This is a genomic window from Arthrobacter sp. ISL-69 (assembly GCF_018613775.1).
Lineage (GTDB): Bacteria > Actinomycetota > Actinomycetes > Actinomycetales > Micrococcaceae > Arthrobacter.
Genome location: NZ_JAGGPO010000049.1, coordinates 31,636 through 54,313 on the forward strand (window position 1 = coordinate 31,636; position 22,678 = coordinate 54,313).

The window sequence follows — 22,678 nt, forward strand, 5'->3', positions numbered from 1 at the left end:
ATCATCATGTTCAGCAGCCCGTTCCGGGACCGCCCATACTGGACGGCCGCCGCGGCATACCAGTCCCGCCCCTCCGGTGTGGCGGCTTTGTCCAGAATCGACCCTGGACCCTGGCGTCTGCGACCCGGGTCTTCAGGGCCTCCAGCAGGTCCGCGTAGTCTGCCGGCAGGTCGATTTCTGAAGACGTCATGCCTCAACCCTACCGATCGGCAAATGTGCCACAGGCCGTGGCACATTTGTCGCAGAACTCCGCTACGGAGCAGCGTCACACGGAGGCTACCACGCTACATATCCCCGTTATCGGCGTTCGAAAATGGGCGGGGAGCGCGGTAAAGGGATGGAATTTCGGTCTTCTCGCTTAGTCCTGCTGACCGAGCCGGCCGACCAAGCCGCCGGGAGCACGAGTGCAACTCCCAGTCACAACCGCTCTGGCCCAAGCACAGATTGCCTGCCAGCGCCCGCGCCATCTCCCGACAAACCGCAGGCTGAAGGGGACGGTTTCGCCTAACAAGCCGGACGCATCGATGCTTTCAGTGTCGGTTACCTGAAACGGCGACAGAAACTCCGACTCCAATGATTGACAGTCCGCCCATGCGCCCGATCGTGGTCATTCGTCCCGGGGATCCCGCCAGCCAGATGCGGGCACGCCCGGCAGCCAACGCCCAGGTCGTGTCCGTCAGGAGCCCGATCACCAGGGGAACGATGCCAAGAAGCAGAATCTGGGCGGATGCGTTGCCCGCGGCGGGATCGATAAATTGAGGTACGACGGCGGTGAACAACACGAAGCTCTTGGGATTGGTGAGCCCGACGATCGTGCCCGTACGAATGGCCGCCCACGGCGACTCAACCAACGGTCCGGTGCCCGCGGTTGCCGACACCGGACGGGCATGCCGGATGGCCTGAATCCCAAGCCACAGCAAATAGGCGATGCCTGCCCACTTGATGGCCTGAAACAGTACCTCGGAACGTTCAAGAAGCGGTCCGAGCCCAAGAGCGACGGTAACCCCAACGAGGTAGCAACCAACGGCGTTGCCAATGACACTGGCCAAAGCGTTCGCGCGTCCGTAGCTCATCGCCCGGCCAACGACGAACATCACACTGGGACCGGGCACCGCAATGAGCACCACACAGGCCAAAGCCATAGCGCCCGCTTGACTGAGAGTTATCATGCCAGCAATTCTACGGGCGAGCTTGCGGCTGGAAGCTGCTGTGCTGGTCATCCGTCGAGCGACCGCTGATGCCAGGTATCGGCCGATATGGCCAGGCATGCCCTGGGCCTCGTTTTGTAGCTAAACCTACTACCGGGGAGATTTACGCATTACAAGGAAGACCTCTAGCCACTAAGGGCACGGGGAGTACTGCCCGCGAGTTGACGAAAGGCTTCTTATCGGCTTGCGGAGGAGCCTCGGGGTCGCGCGCTCGTGCTCGCGCCGGCTCGCGTACCTGGCAGCGCCCCTCCAGTGAGACCACGTCGGCGCCTCACCATTCAGTCATGTAGTCATCCAGCACACAGGCAATGAATGGATGTGACGACCCAGTTACTTAGCGGTATCACTGGACATCTCGCTCCAAATCCACAAAATTTATGTCGTGGAGGCCAGAGCAAACCATGAAAAGTAAATAGCCCCAACCCGGCCGCCGCACTTCAAGAAGGAGGAATCCGGCAACAGCAACTGCCACCAAAAAAGGCCCCCAAAGGGGGCCGTTTGCGTGAACATTTGTGCACACTCAGAGGGCCACAAGCCCCTGACCAGGGAAAACACGTGCCCGAGGTGGGTCGAACCGGACTCCAGGCCTTGCAAACACTGGGAACTCCAGAAAACATCGCCAATCCGGCCCAGTCCGGCCGATGTACGACCCGGTCCGACGGTCAGGGTGTGGACACTGTCCACACCTTCTTTTTGCCCAATTCGTCGGACCGTCCAGAGAACACGCCCCTCCGGGCACGGCAGTTCATTCTTTGTGCCAGATTGCGAACCGCTCTGAATTCCCTCGCTCTCGAGCAGGTGTTCGATCCAATTCGTCAGCTACTTCCTGCGGTTGACGCTGACGGCGGTGCAGGCAGCTATCGCCAACTACGTCTGGTTCCCATCTGCTTTGACGGAGAGTACCCCGTCATCGACTGGTTCGATGAGTGGCGCGTTGAGGACCACGAATAGTCGGAAGAGCGTTTTTACGAAACCCTGAGAGACCCGTCGAGGGACCCGGGCAATGGTGAGACACATTGGAGCTGGCACGTGACGGCTCCTTGTGGCGGCGGGCGTCCGGGGTGTGGGGTGTGGCGTTGAGCGGTGGTTCGCCGCTGATGAGCGGCTGCTGTGATTTGTCCAGGGCTGCGGACCGCCTTACTTACTTCTAGAAGGTTCCTGTCCCTTCCTATGCTGAGTGGGACGGGGGTCTTGCCGGGCGGTGGGTTCCGCCCGGCAAGGGGTCTTAGGCAGCCTCTGTGTCAGTGGACTTGCCGCTGTCGATGACTCCGGGGCTTGGTAATCGGATGGCAGGCCAGTCAAGGAGGGAAGCAGGGTTTGTGGTTAATATGCTCTGAAGAAGATCGTCCCCCGCCAGAGCTTGCGCCCACGCCAAAACTTCCGTGAATGTTTGTTCTTCGTGCCGGGTGAACGGCCAGTCACTGCCGAAGACGAGCCTGTCTGCGCAGCCTCGTTCCAAGAGCTCGGCGAACATCATTTCGGCCTGCTGGCGAGAGGACCGGTACGGGCCAGAGACTTTGACCCAGACATGCTTGAGGGAGGCGAGCTCAAGGACAGTTTGGATGGACTCGGGATACTCCGGTTGCGGAAGTCCGAGGTGGTCTATGACCAGTTTTCCGGGCCAGGTTCGAATGGCGGGAGCGAGATGGAGCCATTGCTGCCCGGAAGCCTGGATTTCCAAGTGCCATCCATGCTTTGCCATCGCGGCAGCTGCGGCTTGCCATTCCAGAGAGAAGAGGTCGGGAAGTGGCTGGCCGATGAGATTCAGCCGGACTCCCCGGATCCCTGCCCCGTCCAGGCTTTCCACTCTCTCGTCGGAAAGTTCGGAGCGGACGTCTCCGGCGGAGACGACGATGACCCCCCGAAGTCTTTCGGGCGCGGCTGCGAGGGCAGATAGGAGATAGCTGTTATCTGATCCCAGGAAGCTCGGCTGTACCAGAACAGCCCGGTCCACACCATTGGCCGTCATCACAGCGAGGTACTGATCCAGGGTGGCCGCATAATCCGGCACGTACCGCGCACCGGCCACCGGGGTAAGTGCGGGCTCAAAAATGTGCGCGTGGGTGTCAATCGAGGCGGGGGGCAGTCCAGGCATGTAGTCACTATAACTGAAACAACTAAACCTTTATAGGACTAGACCTATAAAGGAATTCATTCTAGGCTGTGAGGCATGACACAAGCTTCCAGCTCCCCGGCTTTAGCCCAGACTGATCAGCGACTGCCGCTGCACGCCCGAGTGAAAGATGACCTGATCCGCCGCGTCCGGGCCAACGAATGGGCCAGCACCACACCCTTGCCCCCCGAGTCCGCGCTGGCTGAAGAGTACGGCATCTCAGTGGGAACGCTGCGTCGCGTCCTTGCAGAGCTCGCCGCTGACGCGATCCTGGAACGCCACCAGGGCCGTGGCACCTATGTTCGCCGGGCTACATTCCAGCACTCCCTGTTCCGTTTCTTCCGGATGCACGGAGGGACCGGACAAACTCCCGGCAGCCGCATTCTTGAACGGAACACGCAGGACGCGCCCGCCCACGTGGCCGCAGCTTTGAACGTTCAGGAACGTTCCCTGGTCCTGCACCTGCATCGCCTTCGTTTGTGGCAGGACTCCCCCTTCCTGGTTGAAGACATCTGGGTTCCGCTGCCGCAGTTTCAGCCGATCGCGGACGTCGACCTGAATGAGCTCGGCAGCCTGCTTTATCCGGAATACGAAAAGCGGATCGGCCTGATCATCGGTTCGGCAACCGAGGAACTCTCCGTCACCCAGGCAACAACTAGGCAGGCCGCGCTTCTGAACTGCCAGTCCGCGGACCCGCTCGTCAAAATTAACCGCATCGCACGCACCCACACCGGCGACGTCGCCGAGTACCGCGAGTCCTACGGGCTGGCATCATCATTCCGATACCAAGTGGAGATCAACTAAGCCATGCAAGAACTCGTGGCCGTTTCCGGCCTTGTCCTCATCTTCGGCCTCTCAATGTGGCGCAATATCAACATGGGCGCCGTGGCCTTGGTTGTCGCGTTCTTGCTGGGCGTCCTTTACTTCGGCCAGACAGCATCTGAGATCGCCTCCGGATTCCCAGGCAGCCTCCTGATCACCCTTTTGGGCGTAACCTACCTCTTTGGCATGGCCCGGGCCAACGGCACCATCGACCAAATCGTCGGAGGTGCTGTGGGAGCCGTGCGGGGACGGGTTGCCCTTGTCCCCTGGGTCTTCTTCATCCTCGCCGCCATCATCACCGGCTCAGGCGCACTATCGGCGGCCACCAACGCCATCCTCATCCCCGTTGGCCTTGCGTTCGCCCAGCGCTACCGGATCAACCCTCTATTGGTGGGCCTGTGCATCATCAACGGCACTAACGCCGGCGGGTTCTCCCCCATCGCCGTCTACTACAACATCGTCGAAGGCGTCCTGGACAAGGTCGGAGTCTCAGTTGACCCCGGTCAGCTCTTCCTCTGGACCTTCATCGCCAACGTCGTCATCAACATCGTGGCATTCATCCTGCTCGGAGGACCCGAACTGATGCGCCGCGGACGTGAGGTCGAGACCGCGGATGCCACCACCTCCTACCTCGGCGGGGGTACCGGAACCATCGTGAAAACCGCCACTTGGACGGGACAGAAAATAGTCACAGTGACGCTCATGGTCAGCATTCTCGTGGGCGCTCTGGGCTTCAAGCTCGACGTCGGATTCCTCGCACTCGCGGCCGCCGTGATTCTTTCGGCCCTGTATCCGAAGCACTCCAAAGAGGCGCTCGGACACATCGGCTGGAACGTTATCCTCCTGATCGGCGGAATCGTCACCTACATCAGCATGCTGGAAACAGCCGGCGTTATCAAAGAACTGGCCAACTCCGTCGCGGGCATCGGCACACCCCTTCTTGCCGCGCTCATGATGCTGGTCGTCGCAGGCGTCGTTTCGGCCTTCGCGTCCACTAACGCTATGTTCGTTGTGCTCGTCCCACTGGCAGCCCCGCTGCTCATCACAGGGTCCGTCGGTGTTCTGGGCTTCGTGATCGCGCTCTGCATCGCCGCCACGGCTGTCGATTCCAGCCCCTTCTCGACCGGCGGCGCGCTGGTCGTCGCCAACACCGAGGAAGAAAAACGCGAAAAGACCTTCCGCGGCATGATGATCTGGGGAATGTCCATGATCGTCGCAGCACCCCTGCTGGCCTGGCTCCTGTTCGTCGTGATCTAACCCCTATAACCTAACGAAGAAGGCGGGCTGAGTTCTCAGCCCGCCTTCTTCGACGGTTCTGGGCCCGCCCAATCGCGGTGTGAGAACTAGTACTCTGCGCCGCCCTCGGCTGCGATTGTTGGGCGCAGTCAGGCGGTGACGAAGTCTGTGGTGTTCACGAGGAACGTGCCCAGTGCGAGCAAGAGGACGACGAAGGGCAGTTTCGTGCGTCTCCCCATTGGTGGCTGAACTTGTCTTCCTACCTGCAGCCTTCGTCAGTACGTTCGGAATCCTTGTCAGCGCGACGGCCACAAATCGATTCAACGCCCGGCTGCCAATCCAGGTAGGCCTTCTGTCGATGGTGGTCGGGCTAGCAGGCGCCCCGCGCTCGTGCGGTTCGCGCGGGCCAGGTCGGTGTTGGCGGGAACGGCGACGCCAGCGTCGGGGACTTGGCGGAGCACCTCGTCGAGGATGTCCGTGTGCGTCCGCTCGTAGTCGCCGTGCCTGTGGATCTCCTCGACCAATCCGGAATAGCTCAGGGGCTGCTGCCCCCGGCAACACTGATGTTACCCAAGTTTGAACCGTTCAAACTAGTCCATCATGCAGGACCGAGTTCTCCTTTCATTGGCAGTGCTGCCCCGGCCATTTGCCTATGACGAATGGTTCATCCAGAGCCGCCTCAGCTCCAGGAAATGGGCCGACTGTCAGTATCTGCCTGCGTCGGCCAGAGTTTGTGCAGGCGACTTCGGAAAATGACAAATCTGTGGAGGTTTGCCGAGAGGCGGTCAGAAAAGGTCGATATTGACGCGAAAGTGACTCCGCCGGCGCCGAGCGGCTCAGTTTTCGACCTTCGCTGACACCGGTGGTGAGATTCCCATACAAGTCGGCCCCTCGACGCCCGGATAGATTGCCCGCTGCATCGTGTCCTTGCAGTAGACCAATCTGCAGTAAACCCAAGAATCTCCTGTGACTGCACTGAGTCATGCCGCACGCCTCAGAGAACCCCCTGAACCACCAGAAGCATCTTCGCTGTTTGTCATTCTGATCCCCATCATCGCTGGGCGGGTCCTCCGCGCAAGCAGAGCGCTACGCGCCGCTCACGGTCCAAAATTTCATTCGGCGCTCCTTCGTCGCTTATTTCCTCGCGAAATTTTGGACGGCTCCCGGTTCCACAAGTTGCACCACGGACCCTCAACCCCAGCGGTGACTCCGTTATCAGAACGACGCCGAAATCTGACAGACACACCCGGTGCCCGCCAGCTGCTGAAGGAGAAGGAACATGGAACCGCTCACCATCAAGACAACTTAAGCGGTGACTAGCAGCAGACCCCCAACCACGCCCTGAAGTCCACAAAGAAGGCAACAGGCAACGGGGGGAGCTAGTCCGTCTCCCCCAGCCCAATCAGGTCATGTTACCCAGCCCCTCAATGACCATGAAGGAGTACAAGCCACACCGTTCCCCGAACCTGAGGAGAGCCACCCGGCCACACAACCGGCCTCCCAACAAAAATAGGCCCCGAAGGGCCCATCAAAAGTAGTTTTGTCCAGACTCAGAAGCCCAATGGGCCCCTGACCTGTGGAAACACTGTGCCCAAGGTGGGACTCGAACCGGACTCCAGCCCCGTACAAACACTGGGAACCCTTCCTGGAAATCGATGAGCGGGAGCGGTGGATGACGTCGACGTCGAACTCCTCGCGGACCGCGCGGAAGGCTTCTCTACCGCGGACATCAAGTACGCGTCCCGGAGTGCTTCCCAGCGGACGCTGGAAAGCAGTGGATACGACGGCGGGCTCCCCGTCCGATGGCGGCGCCCCTGTCCGGGAAGCCGCACGAAAGGGCCCCGCCACGCAGGACTACCTTGACGCAATCGGGGAGACGCGGACCACGGTCAGCAAAGCGGTCTACACTGAATTTCTGGAGGACATCGACTCCCTCGGCCGCGTATAGCAGGAGGCGCCGTTTTATGGGCACGAATCCTCTGGGGCATGCCCTCATCCGGATGGGCGGCCGGGATCCCGGGGAGAAGCACCGGACAGCCACTCCGCTGGAGCTTTTCTTCGATCTCACCTTTGTGATTGCCTTCGGCGTAGCGGGCGGCCAGTTCGCCCACGAGATCGCTGAGGGGCACTTCGCCGCCGGACTCCTTGGTTTTGGCTTCACCATGTTCTGCGTTATCTGGGCGTGGATCAACTTCAGCTGGTTCGCCAGCGCATACGACACCGATGACTGGATTTTCCGCGTCTCCACGATGGTGCAGATGCTGGGCGTCCTGATCCTGACCATGGGTATTGAGCCGATGTTCCATTCCCTCGTGGAGGGCCATCATGTGGACACCGTGTTGATTGTTGCGGGCTATGTGATCATGCGGCTGGCCCTGGTATCCCAATGGTTGCGGGCCGCCAGGCAGGACCCACCGAGGCGGCAGACCTGCCTCAACTTTGCGAAATACCTTGTGGTCGCCCAGATCGGCTGGGTAATAGTGATGATCGTCCCGGCGGACATCCTGACCACTTTCCTGATGATTGTCCCGCTCTTCGTGCTCGAGTCGGCCGCGCCTGTACTGGCCGAGCGGAGGATCAGGACCCCCTGGCACGCTCATCACATCGCGGAACGCTACGGCCTCTTGGCAATCATCGCTTTGGGTGAATGCCTTTTCGGCGTCGTTGAAACCTTACGTGCGATTGTTGGCAACCACGGCTGGACCCCGGACGCTGCAGTGGTGGGCTTTGCCGGGACCGCCATTGCCTTCGGTATGTGGTGGACCTACTTCCTTCTGCCGACGGGCCAATCCCTGCATCTGCAAAGGAACCGTTCCTTCAAATTCGGCTACGGCCACATGCCCATTTTTGCTGCCATTGCAGCCACCGGAGCAGGCCTGCATGTCGCCGCCTACTTTATCGACCACGAAGCGCACATCAGTGCCGCCGTTGCCATAGCCAGCATCGCCATTCCGGTGGCAGTTTTCAAGATCACGGTGACATGGCTATACAGCGCCATGCTGGGCCTTGACCGGATGATCGTAGGGGTGGCGGCTGTGGTGGTGCTTCTGCTGGGCCTCAGCGTCGGACTGGCCGCCCTTGGGGTGGCCCTACCCCTATGTATGCTGGTGATTTGTGCCGCATTGGCGGTATCAGTCGTCGTCGAAGAACATCCGCGGGCCAAGGCTGCCCACCGCAGGCAACTAGCGCTCCAGCGCCTGCGATCACGGCTATCGGCTGCCGGGACCTGAGCGCAGGTGGTGAACAACCAGCCAACTCCCCTCAGAAGCCCAAGATGGCTGAGAAGACCACCGGCGCCTGGCCGATTTTCGGCGCCAACTGGGCCCTGCCGCCTTGTTCGGCACAAGCGCCGGGCACGGGCACTCGTTTCGGTAGGCCGGGCAGTCGTGGCCAAGCCACCGGAACAGCTCGGATCATCCGAGCACCGGACGAGTTCAGGCTGCTGCGAGTCCACTTCTCTATGAGACGCTCGGCCTCTGCAGCACGCCGCGGGCTGACGGCGGGAGGCTGCTCAAGGGTGAGCCGCTCTAGCCACTTACCCTGACTCACGGCGAGCGATGCGGTTCGCACTCCAACGCGTGGAGCCGTCCCGTGCAGGAATGCATTCCTAAACCTGATCACCGTATTCACAGCACTCGTCTCGGTTCCCTCAGGAAAGCCCTCAACGCCTCCGACCTCGTCGATCGGTCTGCCGGTGGACACAATCCCGTTTTCGGCGGGGGCTCAACCAACACGCGACCCGCAACTGCGCGCTGAACTAATGCAACTCCAGGAATCCCGGCGACCGGGGACCACCACGCCCAAGCCGGAAGCAGAGAACTCACGAGGGCCCCTATTCCTGACCCAAACCGTCGGAGCACGCGGGCCGGCGCTTACGACTGTCGTGGCCGGCGGCGGCTCTGCAAGGGCGTCGGTCCGATCCGATGTGCTGTCTGGAAGAACTCCTTCGACGGCCGGTCACGGCGGATGCGGATACGCGTCCAGGCCGATTATCATCATTGCCGGGCTCGCAAGGGCCGGCACGGCTTCGGCGATGACGCCGGAGAACCAGCTTGGCCCCTTGGATCTTGGAGAAACAGCGCAGAGCCGAGCCCGGAAATTCTCGCCGCCGAGGTGAGGTGAGGTTGTCCCTTGTGGCCAATGGCTCACGCTCGGTGGAACGCCAGGATCCTGCTGGCGCCGAGCATGCCGGTTGTTGCGTGGCACTGTTGTACTCGCAGTACTGCTGGTGTCTTGAGACAACGGCCCCTCCTGGCTCGGGCGGAGCTTGGGATTGGGGGCTTGGAAAACACTGAAGAGTCAGAAGAGTCAGCCCACAAGGAATTGATTGGTTCCAAAACGAGTACACACCGTTCACAGCGTAGGGTCGGAGGGGCAAAATTGACCGGCGCTTTCCTGGCTCCCATCCGTTCTCCGAGGCCTGCCAAATCGCTAGTCCGAAAATGCGATGAGTTGCCTTTGGTTGGCGGGCGTGTGGGCGTGTGGGCGTGTGCGGGGGGCGGGGGGCCATCGGTGGATCTTGAGTGTTGGGTGTCAGGGTTGGTGTGGCGGTTGAAGTGCTCAGCGCCGAGGTCATGGAAATTGTGCGTCGGGGTCTTGCAGGAGGTGCCAGATGATGACGAGGATGGAACGTCCGACGGCGACGATGGCTCGTTTCTTGCCCCGACGCCGGGCGAGCCTTCGGTAGCGTTCGCCGACGAAGGTGTTCGTTCGTCCGGCTACGACGGCGGCCTCGCCCGGGCCAGGTAGTGGTTGCCGTGTCCGGAAGAGCCGTTTCCCTTGGTCTTCCCGGCGGAGGTGTTGATGCCCGGGGAGAACTTCGCCCAGGAACACAGGTGTCCCGCGGTGGGGAACCGTGACATGACGACCCCGATTTCGGCGAGGATAACGGCTGCGGCAACGGGGCCGATGCCCGGGATGTTATCCAAGCGTTCCGCCGCCGCTGCGAAAGGGGCCAGCTGGGCCTCGATGTGTTCATCGACCGCGGCGATATCGGCGTCGATGCCGTCGATCCGGGCCAGCATACGGGCGAGCAGGGAGCGGTGGTGGTCATCAAAGCCGCCAGTGAAGGCTTCCTCGAGTTCGCTGATCTTCTTCCGCAGGACCGACCGTGCCAGCTGCGCGAGCACTTTCGGGTTCCGTTCGCCGGCGATGAGCGCGGCCATCATCTCCCGCCCGGACACCCTGAAAATATCCGAGGCGACAACGGAGAGTCTGATGCAGGCGTCCCTCGAGAAGTTTCTCGACCCGGTTCTTCTCCGCCGTCCGTGTCCCGAGCAGATCGATTCGGTAGCGGGTCAGGTCCCGCAGTTGGCGAATCGGGGCGGGCGGGACGAAACTTGGCCGCAGCATCTGCCGTTCGGCGACCTTGCAGAGCCAGAGGGAATCGAGCACTTCGGTCTTCGGCCGCCCGGGCAGATGCTTCACGCCGCGCGCGTTGACCAGCCATGGGTCGAGCCCGTGCGCCTCGAGGAGGTAAACACCGGCTTCCAGTAATCGCTGGTCGCCTCCATCACCACCCGCTCAATACGCAAGTCCACGAGATGGTTGGCCAGCTCCGCCAGCAAATGGGTCATCGTCGAATGCGTGGACACCTCCTGCAACCGCTTCTTCCGGTTCGCCTCCTGGGCTTCGGCCAGCATGGTATTGCTCATCTCTTCACAGAACGCACCCACTGAATACATAAGCGGCCATCCGTGGAGATCACCAGGGAGAACAGAATCTAGTCCTCGTTCTCAGCAAAAGAAACAGTGAAGGGCCCACAGCGTGATCCCCAACGCCCGGCTACCCAACGCTCTTGACGAACCATAGAATCACGGCGTCAACAGGCGGCCACAAGCACATTTTCAGCCCGGAACGGGCGCCCCGCAAGGGACACAAAGGCTACCCAGTACAGCAATGACACCATCGCCAAGATGCTCAATCTCGAGATTGTGAGGCGCTAAACCTCACAGTCCTTTATCCGACGGTTCGGCAGTGGATCCATCCTGCAACGGACGGCAGATCCGCTGCCCTTCCGTCCTTTATTTCGCCGCGCCAACGAGCTCCCCACTCGATGATCTCCCCGTCGATTCATAGCTGGCGATTACATCGATCCGGCGGATGTGTTGTCGGATCCGCCCAACACGATGCCCAGAGAGTGCACGCCCGCAGTTTGGTCCGCGGACACGGCAAGGGCCGCTGATGCAGAACGACCGAGAGTCGTCCAGCGCGTCATAAACCGCGGGTCCGTGGTCCACCATTCCGTATCCCTTGGCCATCAGGTGGCCGACCAAATGGGCGTTTAGCTCCGTGCCGGCGTGGTCAGTTGCCATGTGACCCGCGGAATGACAAGCAATTCAGTCCCGATGGCTCTCCCTTTTCCTTCAATATGAGCGAGCTTTGAGGTGCCACCGCTCCGCCGGCCGACGATGCCGGCTGAGACTCCGGCCTCCAAGTGCATTGACAGTAGAAATGTGGCATGGGTAACATGGTTGCACATACAGTCACTACTGAATGGATATGAATAATGTTAACTGCAGATGCTTCCCAGGCCGCAGCCTGGCGATCCCTCCGCCAGGAAGTTCTGGACGGTGACCCCGCCACCCGCGCCGCAAAGCTGCACGAGCGCGCTCAGGCCACGCGCCGCTCCATCCTGAAAATGATTTCTGATGCCGGCCAGGGCCACATTGGCGGGGACTTCTCCGTCACGGACATCCTGACGGTGCTCTTTGATGCGGTGATGAATATCGATCCGGAGGATCCCCGCAAGGAGGACCGCGATCACTTCATCCTCAGCAAGGGCCACTGCGCGGGCGCGCTGTACTCCACTCTGGCCCACAGCGGTTTCTTCCCCGTCTCAGAACTGGACACGTTCATGGCGCCCCTGTCCGCACTGAACGGGCACCCGAACAGAGTGAAAGTTCCCGGAGTCGAAACCAACACCGGACCGCTGGGTCACGGTCTCCCGGTTGCCGTCGGTACCGCAATCGGCGCCAAACTGCTGAAGAGCGGTTCGCGGGTCTTTGTTGTCACAGGCGACGGTGAAATGCAGGAGGGCAGCAACTGGGAGGCACTGATGTCGGCGTCTCACCAGAAGCTGGACAACCTGACCGTCGTCGTTGACCGCAACCGCCTCCAGCAGGGTGCGAGGACCGAAGAGACGAACGGGCTGGATCCGCTCGATGCCCGCCTTGCCGCTTTCGGCATGGAAGTGCGGGTCGTTGACGGCCACAACTACAACGCCCTCATCGACGCCATGAGTCCATCCACCACAGGCTCCCCCGTGGCTGTCATCGCCAATACCATCAAGGGCAAAGGCGTCTCGTTCATCGAGGACCGAGTCGAATGGCACCACAAAGTACCGTCCAAAGAACAAACCCTTCAGGCTTTTCAGGAGCTGTCATGACGACAACCACCGTGCTGAACGATGCACCCACATTCGACAACCGCCAGGATTTTGCCGACGAACTCATCGCGCTGGCCCGCACCAACGACAAAGTCGTCGCGGTGTGCAACGACTCGGTCGGGTCCAGCAACCTGACCAAATTCCGTGATGAGTTCCCGGACCGCCTGATCAACGTCGGCATCGCCGAGCAGAACATGGTTGGCGTCGGTGCCGGGCTGGCCAACGCGGGCCTCATTCCGTTCGTATGCGCGGCCGGACCTTTCCTGACCGGCCGCTCGCTGGAGCAGATCAAGGCGGACGTAGCGTACAGCCAGCACAACGTCATTCTGTGTGGCATGAGCCCGGGCATGGCCTACGGCGAACTTGGCCCGACTCACCACTCCGTGGAGGACTTCTCCTGGTTGCGTGCGCTGCCGGGCCTGGACATTGTCGTTCCCGCGGATGGAGCACAGACCCGCGCCGCAGTCCGCAATGCAGTGGCCGATCCGCGGCCCACGTACATCCGGGTTGGCCGGTTCAAGGTCCCACACGTGTCCGAGGACAACGTCGGGCTAGAACGCGGAAAGTTCGTCGTCGCGCGGGAAGGAAACGACCTGACCATCATTGCCACCGGAACCGAAGTGTCCAGGGCCCTGTGGGCAGCCGCATCGCTGGCCGCCGAGGGAGTTTCAGCCCGCGTACTCAACGCCGTATACCTGAGCCCGCTCGATGAAGATGCAATCAAGGACGCAGCCCGCCAGACCGGCGCCATCATCACGGCAGAGGAAGCCAACGTCGCAGGCGGCCTGGGCGCCGCCGTAGCAAGCGTCGTAGGCCAGCTGGAGGATCGGGCCCGCGTTCCGATGCGCATCCTGGGCCTGAACCACTTCGCACCCACCGGCAGCACCGCATTCCTGCTGGACCATTTCGGCCTTACCGCAGACCACATTTCGGCCGCAGCACGTGAGGTGCTGCACCGTGACTAACCTGGCCCCTGCCGCTGCCGAGACCGCCGTAGTTGTCGCGGTGGACCAAGGCACGAGTGCTACGAAGGCCCTGGTCATGGACGGCTCGGGCAGAATCATCGCCCGGGCACAGGTCAGTCTCACGCAGCAGCACCCCCGGCCGGGTTGGGTCGAGCAGGATCCCATCGTCATACGCGACAGCGTCCTTAAAGCAGTCACAGACAGCCTCAACGGCCTCGAAAACACGGTCTTGGGACTTGGCGTGAGCACCCAGCGCGAGTCAGCGATGATCTGGGACCGTGAGACCGGACAGCCATTGGGTCCGGTCCTGGGATGGCAGGACCGCCGCACTGCCGAACAGGCCAAAAACCTGATCGGTGACGGTGCAGGCGACCTCGTCCGTCAGTCGACAGGCCTGCCGATCGACCCGATGTTCTCGGCCCTGAAAATCCAGTGGCTGCTCGATGCCGCGGACCCGGACCGTCGCCTCAGCAAGGCGGGCAAAATCGCAGCCGGAACCGTCGATTCCTGGTTACTGAGCTGCCTAACGGGTGAACACAGGATCGAGGCGGGGAATGCAAGCCGCACTCAACTCTTGAACCTGGATTCCGTGGACTGGGACCAGCAACTGCTCGATCTCTTCAATGTCCCGGCCCAGGTCCTCCCGACGGTCGTGGCGTCCAACGCGACTAGTTCCCCCTTGCTCGGGGGGCAGGCTAAGGGTTCCCGGGTCCACGCAGTCATGGGCGACTCGCACTCGGCGCTGTACGCACACGGCGTCCGGGGCCCGGGAACAGTCAAGGCCACTTACGGTACGGGCAGCTCCGTGATGGGTCTGCTCCCGGATGAGGTGCCCCCGGCCGACATGGGCGGCCTCGTCCGGACGCTGGCCTGGCATGACGGCACCCCCCGTTACGCCTTCGAAGGGAACATCCTGGCCACAGGCGCCACCGCTGTTTGGCTGTCCCAGGTGCTCGACTGTGACGTCGCCCATCTGGACTCGCTGGCCCGGACGGTGGGGGACAGCGGCGGGGTCAACATCGTGCCAGCATTCGCAGGACTTGGGGCACCGTGGTGGGACGAACGCGCAGAAGCCACTATCAGTGGATTCAACCTCGGAACGACCTCAGCCCACCTGGCCCGGGCCGCCTTCGAATCAATTGCCCTGCAGGTTGAAGATGTGCTGCGGGCAGCCGAGCAGGCCGTCTCGCCACGCATCAGTTCTGTGCTGGCCGATGGCGGACCGACATCGAACACCTGGCTGATGCAGCTGCAGTCTGATCTGAGCCAACGCACGGTGCTCCGCAGCGCGGTCCCGGATCTTTCAGCACTGGGTGTGGCACATATGGCCGCGATCGAGACGGGACTGTTCAGCCGGGAGGCCGTTGAAAGCCTCCCCCGGAACAGGAACGAGATCATGCCGGTAATGCCCGTCCAAGACGCGGACCGCAGAAGGTCAAGCTGGTCCCGTGCGGTGGCCAAGGCACGCTGGTCCCCTGAAGACACTTTCCCCAACACGCCGGGTCCAATGCACGTCGCATTGGCCCCGGCAGTAACGGAGTGACTAATGAACACAATGATCGGATCTGCAATCTTTCAGGGCCATTTCAAGGGACGCCGTGCCCTGGTTACGGGCGGAGCCAGCGGGATCGGCTACGGCATTGGCCAGGCCTTCGCAGAAGCCGGCGCATCGGTACTCCTTGTTGACCGCAGCCCGCAGGTGAGCGAGGCGGCGGCGACTCTTCGGGCTGCCGGCTTTGACGTCGACCACGCAGTAGCGGATGTCACAGACGAGGCCCAGGTCAAGGCGGCATTCGCTAAGACCGTCGAGCTGTGGGGCGGACTGGACATCCTTGTCAACAATGCCGGGATCATCACGATCGCCAACCTCGAAGACCTCAGCCTGGACGAATTCAACAAAGTCCTCGCCGTCAACACCACCGCCGTTTTCCTTTGCTGCCGGGAAGCGGCTCCCCTGCTGAAGGCCAGCGACCACGGTGTCATTCTCAACGCCTCAAGTGGTCAGGGCCGGCAGGGATTCATTTTCACTCCGCACTATGCAGCCAGCAAGTTTGGCGTCATCGGCCTCAGCCAATCGCTCGCCAAGGAACTCGCACCGTCCGGAGTCCGCGTTAACAGCTACTGCCCCGGCATCGTCAAGACCGAAATGTGGGAATACAACGACCGGGAATGGGGCAGACGCTTAGGTAACTACAAGCCGGGCGAGCTCATCCAGGAATGGATCGACGGCATACCGCTCAAGCGCCCCGCCGAAGCAACGGACGTGGCAAACCTGCTCCTCTTCCTAGCCTCGGACGCGGGCAGCTACATCACCGGACAGGCCATCAACATTGATGGCGGAATGTTCATGAACTAGGGCCAACCTCTACTGCCAACGGAGTCAATCATGAGTCAACAAATAGCCCACCGGCCCGGTGGAGCACCTCAAGAAACGGGCGCAAAGCCGCCAATGTTTTCGCAACTCAGCGCGCGTTTGTTTTCCGGCAGCGGCGGTGCCCTGCTGGGCCTCATCGCCCTGTTTATCATCCTGAGCTTCGCGTCCCCCTTCTTCCTCACCACGCGAAACTTCATCAACATCCTGGACCAAGTGACCGTTCTCGGCATCCTGTCCGTCGGGGCGACCGCCGTCATCATCACCGGCGGCATCGACCTGTCAGTGGGTTCCATCCTCGGGCTCTCCACCATGGTCCTTGGGTGGCTCTCGCATCAGGGGGGCTGGCCGATGTGGAGCGCCATGCTGGCAGCCATCGCGGTCGGTGCGGTCGCCGGTTCGATCAACGGCCTCGGTATTACCTATGCCAACCTGCCACCGTTCATTGCGACCTTGGCAATGATGTCCATCGGGCGCGGAATGGCGAACCTGATCACCGACGGTCAGCAGATCGTGGGATACCCGGAGTGGTTCTTTAATTTCTCCTCCGAGAGGTACCTCGGTTTCTTCTCGGTCACGCTCATGGTCGTTCTGGCCCTGTATCTGGTGGCCTGGGCGTGGCTGAAGTACCGGGCATCCGGACGCTCCATCTACGCCATCGGCGGCGGCACCGAAGTCGCCCGTCTGGCCGGCATCCACGTCAAGAAGGTCACCATCTGGGTCTACGTGGCAGCAGGTGCCCTGGCCGGCCTTGGCGGCATCGTTCTCGCCAGCCGTCTGGACTCCTCCCAGCCGAGCGCAGGAACAGGCTATGAGCTCGATGTCATCGCCGCTGTCGTTATTGGCGGGGCCAGCCTGAGCGGCGGCGTCGGCCGCATCGGCGGGACCGTCATCGGCGTCCTGATCATCGGCGTGCTGCGCAACGGCCTGAACCTCCTGGGCGTCTCGCCGTTCATCCAACAGATCGTCATCGGCCTCGTCATCGCCGTCGCTGTGATGGCAGACGTGCTCCGGCGCAAGCGCGCCTAACGGCCCGCCTCGCCAACCTCAAACCCCTGCAGTACCAACGCAATTATCAATGGAGATGAAAATGTTCAGAAAAATCGCAGTAGCTGCTGTAGCCATAGCGGCAACCTTTTCACTGGCTGCCTGCGGCGGCAGCGCCGGCACGGGCGCAAGCGGCGGCGGTGAGAAGCAGAAGACGATCGGGCTGGCGGTAGCCAACCAGCAGGCCGACTTCTTCAACCAGATCCGCCAGTCCGTGGAAGCGGCCGCCAAGGAACAAAACGTAAAGGTCGTCGTCGCTGACGCGAAGGGCGACTCCAACACGCAGGTCTCTCAGATCCAAGACTTCATCACCCAGCAGGTGGACGCGATCATCTACATCCCCGCCGGAGCAACTGCGGCCACCGTCCCGGTCCGGGCGGCCAAGTCAGCACATATCCCCATTGTCGCTGTAGACCGCAACCCCGAAGGTGCGCCCGGTGACACCTTTATTGCCACCGATAGCGTGGCGGCTGCCAAGACGCTGGGTGAATGGGTCGGAAAGCAGGTCGGCGGTAAGGGAGAGCTCGGTGTCATCCAGGGACAGATCGGAACGACCCCTGAAGTTGCACGCGACACCGGTTTCAAAGACGCCATGACGCAGTTCCCCGGCATCAAGGAAGTCGCCCGCCAGGCCTCCCAGCAGTGGGCGCAGGACGAGGGCTACCAGCTCGCCACGGACATGCTTCAGGCGAATCCAAGCATCAACATCTTCTTCGGCCGAGCAGACGCACTGGCGCTCGGAGCGGCGCAGGCGGTCCGCAACGCCGGGGTCAAGGATGTCACCATTGTAGGCTTTGACGGCGACAAAGCCGGTCTGGAAGCGGTGAAGAACGGGACCCTCGCCGCGACCATCACCCAGCCGACTCAGGGCATGGGCAAGCTCGCCCTGGAATCCGCAATCAAGCTGGCCAGCGGCGAAAAGCTGCCGGCCGAGCAGCTTCAGGAAGGCGTTTTGACCACGAAGGAAAACGTCGCCCCGTTCATCACCACGCACCCCTGACCGTCCCACGGGTGGTGCCCTCCCCGGGCACCACCCGCCCAGGCCGTTTCCCTAGCCAACGGAGCTCAAAATGCCTATTGCGGACACCCGTGGACTTCGCGTCCGCGGCGCCACCAAAGAATACCCCGGCACCATCGCAGTCCAGGACATCGACCTGGACATTAACCCCGGGGAAGTCGTTGCCCTGCTCGGAGAAAACGGGGCAGGAAAATCCACGCTTTCCAGCATCATCGCCGGAGTCACCCAACCGACAACGGGAACCATGACCTGGAACGGAGAGCCTTACGCACCGACGTCACCTGGCGATGCCATCGCCTCCGGTATCGGCCTGATTCACCAGGAGATGCGGCTGCTGCCGGACCTGACCGTTGCCGAGAACGTCATGGTCGGCCGATGGCCCATGCGCAGCGGGTTCCTGGACGCGCGCGCCATGCGCGAAAAGGCCAAGGACCAGTTGAAGCGTCTCGGCTTCAACGGCGCCATGGACAGCAAAGTCCGGGACCTCAGCGTCGCGGGCCAGCAACAAGTGGAAATCGCCAAAGCGCTCATGCTCGACGCCTCACTGCTCATCCTTGATGAACCCACCGCTGCGCTGGGCCAGGCCGAAACTGACGCTCTTTTCGACTGCGTCAGGGCGCTCAAAGCCGAAGGCGTTTCGTTCATCTACGTCAGCCACCGGCTCGCGGAAATAGCACTGATCGCTGACCGGATCGTCGTCCTCAGGGACGGCAAGAAGATCACCGAACACGCCTCTGGCGGAGTTTCCCCCAACCAGTTGGTGGAGGAAATGGTCGGACGCCCGGTCGATCGGCTCTTTCCCGACGTGCCGCCGCCCACGGACGAAATCGTGCTGGAAGTAAAGGACCTCCACGACAAGGCCGGCGACTTCGCGGACGTTTCCTTTACTGTGCGGGCCGGGGAAATCTTCGGCATCGCAGGCATCGTAGGTGCCGGACGCACCGAACTCGTCCGCGCCATAGCCGGCGCCGAGCACCGTCTGGGAACGGTAGTCGTGGATGGAAAAAACCTAAAACCCGACAACCCGATGGCAGCCATCAAAGCAGGCGTCGTACTGATACCCGAGGACCGTAAGCAGCAGGGACTGGTCGTCAGCGACACCATCGAGAACAACATCGCCCTTCCCAATTTGGGGAAGGTCAGCACCTCCGGATGGATCTCACCGGCCAAGGTGCGCAGCTTCGCCGCGACGGTGGCGAAGGGAATCGGGATGAAGGGAAACGTGGCGCTGCCCGTCTCCTCACTCTCCGGCGGCAACCAACAGAAAATCGTGATCGGCAAATGGCTTCAACGCGACCCGCGCCTTGTCATCCTGGATGAACCTACGCGTGGTATCGACGTCGGGGCGCGGGCCTCCATCTACGAAGTCGTCGCCGAACTGGCCCGGAACGGCAACGCCATCATCGTCGTCAGCTCCGACCTCGAGGAAGTCCTAGGCCTCGCCCACCGGGTCATGGTCCTCGCCCGCGGACGGAACCAGGGAATCCTGGATGCCTCCGAGGCGACCCCGTCAAAAGTCATGTCACTGGCGACACTCTAAGAGATAAGGAGGAACGTGAAATAATCGGACCCTTGCCTGACGACAACCGAAGGAACGCCGTGGCCCAGAGAACAAGGACTTTCACCCCCCAGCAACTGGGCCTGATGGTCAAAGCCGCGAGGATGTACCACGAGCAGAACATGAGCCAGGCGGACATTGCCGACAAGCTCAACGTCTCCCAGTCCCGGGTCTCCCGGTGGCTGACCGACGCGGTCCGGGAAGGCATTGTCCGGACCATCGTCGTTGCGCCCGCGGGAACCGAATCAGATCTGGAAGATGCCGTGGCGGCCAAGTACGGCCTGCGGGCAGTGGTCATCGCGGACCTCCAGACCGATGACGAAGGATCAATCATCCGGGGCATCGGCGCGGCAGCGGCAGGATATCTCGAGGTGACCCTCACCGGCGGCAACAGGGTGGGCCTGTCGTCCTGGTCCTCGACGCTTCTGGCAACGGTGGACGCCATGTCCCCACGGAATGTCAAATCCGCAGAAAGCATCGTCCAGGTCATAGGCGGAGTGGGGAACCCCGAAGTGCAGGTGCGGGCGACCCACCTCGCGGACCGCCTGGCAACCGTCACTAAAGGCACCCCCCGGTACCTGCCGGCGCCTGGCATCGTCTCCAGCCGCGGCGGCCGTGACGCCCTGCTTGAGGACCCCTTCGTCGCTGAAGTCGCCGCCGACTGGGACCGGCTGGACACCCTCCTGGTCGGCATCGGAAGCATCGAACCCTCGCCGCTTCTTCGCGAATCAGGCAACTCACTCAACGAATCCAACCTCAAAGCCCTGGCCGCGTCGGGAGCCGTAGGAGATATCTGCCTGAGGTTCTTCGACAGGCACGGCGCGCTCGTCGAATCCGACCTCAACGACAGAGTCCTTGGGATCAGCCCCGAACAGATGCTCAACGTCGACCGGCGCATTGGCATCGCCGGTGGCGCCAGAAAGTACGCAGCGATACGGGCTGCCGTCGAAGGCAACTGGATCAACGTACTCATCACGGACAAGAAAACGGCGCTCAGTCTGGAATCAGACAAAGCGCCCTAAAAACTCTAAGGACAACAAATTGACTTCGAAACTCAGCTTCGCCCTGGACGGGCGGACAGCCCTCGTGACGGGAGGCGGGTCCGGCATCGGCCAGGCCATCGCATTCGGCATCGCGCAGCAAAGCGGCGCCGTCGGGATCGTTGACCTCCCCGGCGAAGGACCGGACGAGACCGTACACCGCATCAAGGAAGCCGGAGGCCGGGCGATCTTCGTCCCGGCTGACGTAACGAAGGCGGACGAACTTGAAGAAGCAGTCGCCAAAATCGAAGCCGATCTGGGTCCGCTCACCCTGGCGGTCAATTCCGCAGGCATAGCCAACGCGGCACCGGCCGAGGAATTGCCCTTGGCCCAGTGGCAGAAGGTCTATGACATCGATGTCACCGGCGTCTTCCTCAGCTGCCAGGCCGAAGGCCGTGCCATGCTCAGGAACGGCGGCGGATCAATCGTCAACATCGCCTCCATGTCAGGAAGCATCGTCAACAGGGGCCTGTTGCAGGCTCACTACAACAGTGCCAAAGCAGCGGTCATCCACCTGAGTAAGTCCCTCGCGATGGAATGGGCCGAGCGCGGTATCCGCGTCAACGCGCTCAGCCCCGGCTACACCATGACCAAGATGAACTCCCGGCCGGAGATGGTCCACCAGATGGGAATCTTCGCCCAGGAAACGCCGATGAAGCGTATCGCTGATCCGTCTGAAATGGCCGGCCCGGCGGTATTCCTCCTCTCGGACGCAGCATCCTTCTGTACCGGCATCGACCTCCTCGTCGACGGCGGCTTCTGCGCCCAATAGGAGCCGCCGGTGGCGGCCCCGGATCAGTTCTCCAGGGCAGCCACCAGCTGGGCGATGCTGATAACAGGAAGCCCCTTTTCCTGGCCGAGTTCCAGCAGCCCGGGAAGCCTCATCATTTCACCGTCATCGGCAACGACCTCAGCGATGACACCGACCGGGGTGAGGCCGGCAAGCTTCAGCAGGTCAACGGCGGCCTCTGTATGGCCCGGACGCTGCCGCACACCCCCATCAACGGCACGAAGGGGAAGCACATGCCCCGGACGGATCAGATGAGCAGGACCGGACGCCGGGTCTGCCAGCACCTGAAGGGTCCGCGCCCTGTCCGTTGCGCTGATGCCGGTCGTGGACTGGCCCGCCGCATCCACCGTGATCGTGTACGCAGTCCGGAGCGAATCCTTGTTGTCCTCGGTCATCAGCGGCAGCTCCAGAGCATCCGCCAATTCGTTGGTCATCGGGGCGCACACGAAGCCGCTGGAAACCCGAATGATCCAAGCCAGCCACTCCGGTGTTGCGTGCTGGGCTGCCATGATGATGTCGCCCTCATTCTCGCGGTCCTCATCGTCGACGGCGATAACGGGCCGTCCCGCCTGGAGGGCCGAAACCGCTTCCTCGATGTCAGCAAGTGCCATGTGTTCATCCTGTCCGATTGTTCCAAAATATAGATTCATACTAATGCAGTAGTGAATAGGGATTCACTACTGCATTACGTCACGGACTTCCCCCGTCTGCCCGGCTGATCCATCCTCCCAGAAACGTCGGGCCTCAGCCTCATCATCATCCCCGCGTCTACACGAGAGCACGAATCACATGTCAATAGAAAACGTTCCGGCAACCCGGCCCACTTCATCCCAAGAACTGTCATGGACCAGTTTGGACCAGCGCGCCGTTGACACGGTCCGTATTTTGGCCGCGGATTCGGTCGAAAAAGTTGGGAACGGCCACCCGGGCACCGCGATGAGCCTCGCCCCGGCTGCGTACCTTCTCTTCCAGAAGCTGATGCGCCATGACCCGCGGAACCCGGATTGGATCGGCCGTGACCGGTTCGTCCTCTCCCCCGGCCACACGTCCCTGACGCTGTACATCCAGCTGTTCCTCTCCGGCTACGGCCTGGAACTGGATGACCTTGAGGCACTGCGGACCT

The 22,678-nt window shown here is 61.9% G+C and carries 17 protein-coding genes and 4 pseudogenes; 14 read left to right on the forward strand and 7 right to left on the reverse strand.

The genetic code is table 11. The features are described 5' to 3' along the window. Positions 1-530 precede the first annotated feature (530 nt). Positions 531-1,169: a LysE family translocator gene (locus J7I79_RS22765; protein WP_214957302.1), complete on the reverse strand. Its 639-nt coding sequence runs from the start codon at positions 1,167-1,169 to the stop codon at positions 531-533. A gap of 1,264 nt (positions 1,170-2,433) precedes the next feature. Further along, positions 2,434-3,303, reverse strand: a complete 870-nt coding sequence (locus tag J7I79_RS22770; RefSeq protein WP_214957304.1) for an amidohydrolase — start codon at positions 3,301-3,303, stop codon at positions 2,434-2,436. Between the two features lie 75 nt (positions 3,304-3,378). Here J7I79_RS22770 and J7I79_RS22775 point away from each other — a divergent pair, with 75 nt between their 5' ends. The 4 genes and pseudogenes from J7I79_RS22775 to J7I79_RS22790 all read left to right on the forward strand — a co-directional run bounded on the left by J7I79_RS22775 (position 3,379) and on the right by J7I79_RS22790 (position 8,609). After that, positions 3,379-4,125: a GntR family transcriptional regulator gene (locus tag J7I79_RS22775; protein WP_214957306.1), complete on the forward strand. Its 747-nt coding sequence runs from the start codon at positions 3,379-3,381 to the stop codon at positions 4,123-4,125. A gap of 3 nt (positions 4,126-4,128) precedes the next feature. Next, on the forward strand, positions 4,129-5,400 hold the full coding sequence (locus J7I79_RS22780) for an SLC13 family permease (protein WP_214957308.1): 1,272 nt from the start codon (positions 4,129-4,131) through the stop codon (positions 5,398-5,400). Positions 5,401-7,038: 1,638 nt separating this feature from the next. After that, positions 7,039-7,327, forward strand: a pseudogene (locus J7I79_RS22785) (AAA family ATPase); the annotation flags it as partial. A 16-nt stretch (positions 7,328-7,343) separates the two neighbouring features. Then, positions 7,344-8,609 (forward strand): low temperature requirement protein A, encoded by a 1,266-nt coding sequence (locus J7I79_RS22790; protein WP_214957310.1) that lies wholly within the window; start codon positions 7,344-7,346, stop codon positions 8,607-8,609. Between the two features lie 1,488 nt (positions 8,610-10,097). On the opposite strand, the gene J7I79_RS24445 is transcribed toward J7I79_RS22790, so the two are convergent. From J7I79_RS24445 to J7I79_RS24460, 4 genes and pseudogenes are all read right to left on the reverse strand, one after another. Further along, complete coding sequence (locus J7I79_RS24445) at positions 10,098-10,562, reverse strand: transposase (protein ID WP_311380653.1); 465 nt, start codon at positions 10,560-10,562, stop codon at positions 10,098-10,100. A 106-nt stretch (positions 10,563-10,668) separates the two neighbouring features. Next, positions 10,669-10,806, reverse strand: a pseudogene (locus J7I79_RS24830) (IS110 family transposase); the annotation flags it as partial. After that, a complete protein-coding gene (locus tag J7I79_RS24455; RefSeq protein ID WP_251043180.1) occupies positions 10,803-11,033 on the reverse strand; it encodes a hypothetical protein in 231 nt (76 codons plus the stop codon). The pseudogene J7I79_RS24830 and the gene J7I79_RS24455, both read right to left, overlap by 4 nt. 452 nt (positions 11,034-11,485) lie before the next feature. After that, positions 11,486-11,693: pseudogene (locus J7I79_RS24460) on the reverse strand (RpiB/LacA/LacB family sugar-phosphate isomerase); the annotation flags it as partial. Between the two features lie 194 nt (positions 11,694-11,887). On the opposite strand from J7I79_RS24460, the gene J7I79_RS22800 reads away from it, so the two are divergent. The 9 genes from J7I79_RS22800 (at position 11,888) to J7I79_RS22840 (ending at position 21,537) form a co-directional block, all read left to right on the forward strand. Then, entirely contained in the window at positions 11,888-12,766 is an 879-nt protein-coding gene (locus J7I79_RS22800; RefSeq protein WP_214957312.1) for a transketolase, read from the forward strand. Then, entirely contained in the window at positions 12,763-13,731 is a 969-nt protein-coding gene (locus tag J7I79_RS22805; RefSeq protein WP_214957314.1) for a transketolase family protein, read from the forward strand. The genes J7I79_RS22800 and J7I79_RS22805 overlap by 4 nt, the downstream gene beginning before the upstream one ends. Further along, the gene (locus J7I79_RS22810) at positions 13,724-15,274 is read left to right on the forward strand and encodes an FGGY family carbohydrate kinase (protein ID WP_214957316.1); all 1,551 of its coding nucleotides are present in this window, start codon (positions 13,724-13,726) and stop codon (positions 15,272-15,274) included. The genes J7I79_RS22805 and J7I79_RS22810 overlap by 8 nt, the downstream gene beginning before the upstream one ends. Positions 15,275-15,277: 3 nt before the next feature. Beyond that, positions 15,278-16,087 carry an SDR family NAD(P)-dependent oxidoreductase gene (locus tag J7I79_RS22815; protein ID WP_214957317.1) on the forward strand — a complete coding sequence of 270 codons (810 nt, stop codon included), beginning with the start codon at positions 15,278-15,280 and terminating at the stop codon, positions 16,085-16,087. Positions 16,088-16,180: 93 nt separating this feature from the next. Further along, entirely contained in the window at positions 16,181-17,131 is a 951-nt protein-coding gene (locus tag J7I79_RS22820; protein WP_214957319.1) for an ABC transporter permease, read from the forward strand. A 61-nt stretch (positions 17,132-17,192) separates the two neighbouring features. Next, on the forward strand, positions 17,193-18,149 hold the full coding sequence (locus J7I79_RS22825) for a sugar ABC transporter substrate-binding protein (RefSeq protein ID WP_214957321.1): 957 nt from the start codon (positions 17,193-17,195) through the stop codon (positions 18,147-18,149). Between the two features lie 70 nt (positions 18,150-18,219). Continuing rightward, complete coding sequence (locus J7I79_RS22830) at positions 18,220-19,707, forward strand: sugar ABC transporter ATP-binding protein (RefSeq protein WP_214957323.1); 1,488 nt, start codon at positions 18,220-18,222, stop codon at positions 19,705-19,707. Between the two features lie 59 nt (positions 19,708-19,766). Continuing rightward, entirely contained in the window at positions 19,767-20,747 is a 981-nt protein-coding gene (locus J7I79_RS22835) for a sugar-binding transcriptional regulator (protein WP_311380654.1), read from the forward strand. Between the two features lie 19 nt (positions 20,748-20,766). Further along, complete coding sequence (locus J7I79_RS22840; RefSeq protein WP_214957325.1) at positions 20,767-21,537, forward strand: SDR family oxidoreductase; 771 nt, start codon at positions 20,767-20,769, stop codon at positions 21,535-21,537. A 23-nt stretch (positions 21,538-21,560) separates the two neighbouring features. Here J7I79_RS22840 and ribB read toward each other — a convergent pair whose 3' ends face one another. Then, a complete protein-coding gene (gene ribB, locus J7I79_RS22845) occupies positions 21,561-22,166 on the reverse strand; it encodes a 3,4-dihydroxy-2-butanone-4-phosphate synthase (RefSeq protein ID WP_214957327.1) in 606 nt (201 codons plus the stop codon). A 178-nt stretch (positions 22,167-22,344) separates the two neighbouring features. On the opposite strand from ribB, the pseudogene J7I79_RS22850 reads away from it, so the two are divergent. After that, a pseudogene (locus tag J7I79_RS22850) lies at positions 22,345-22,678 on the forward strand (transketolase); the annotation flags it as partial.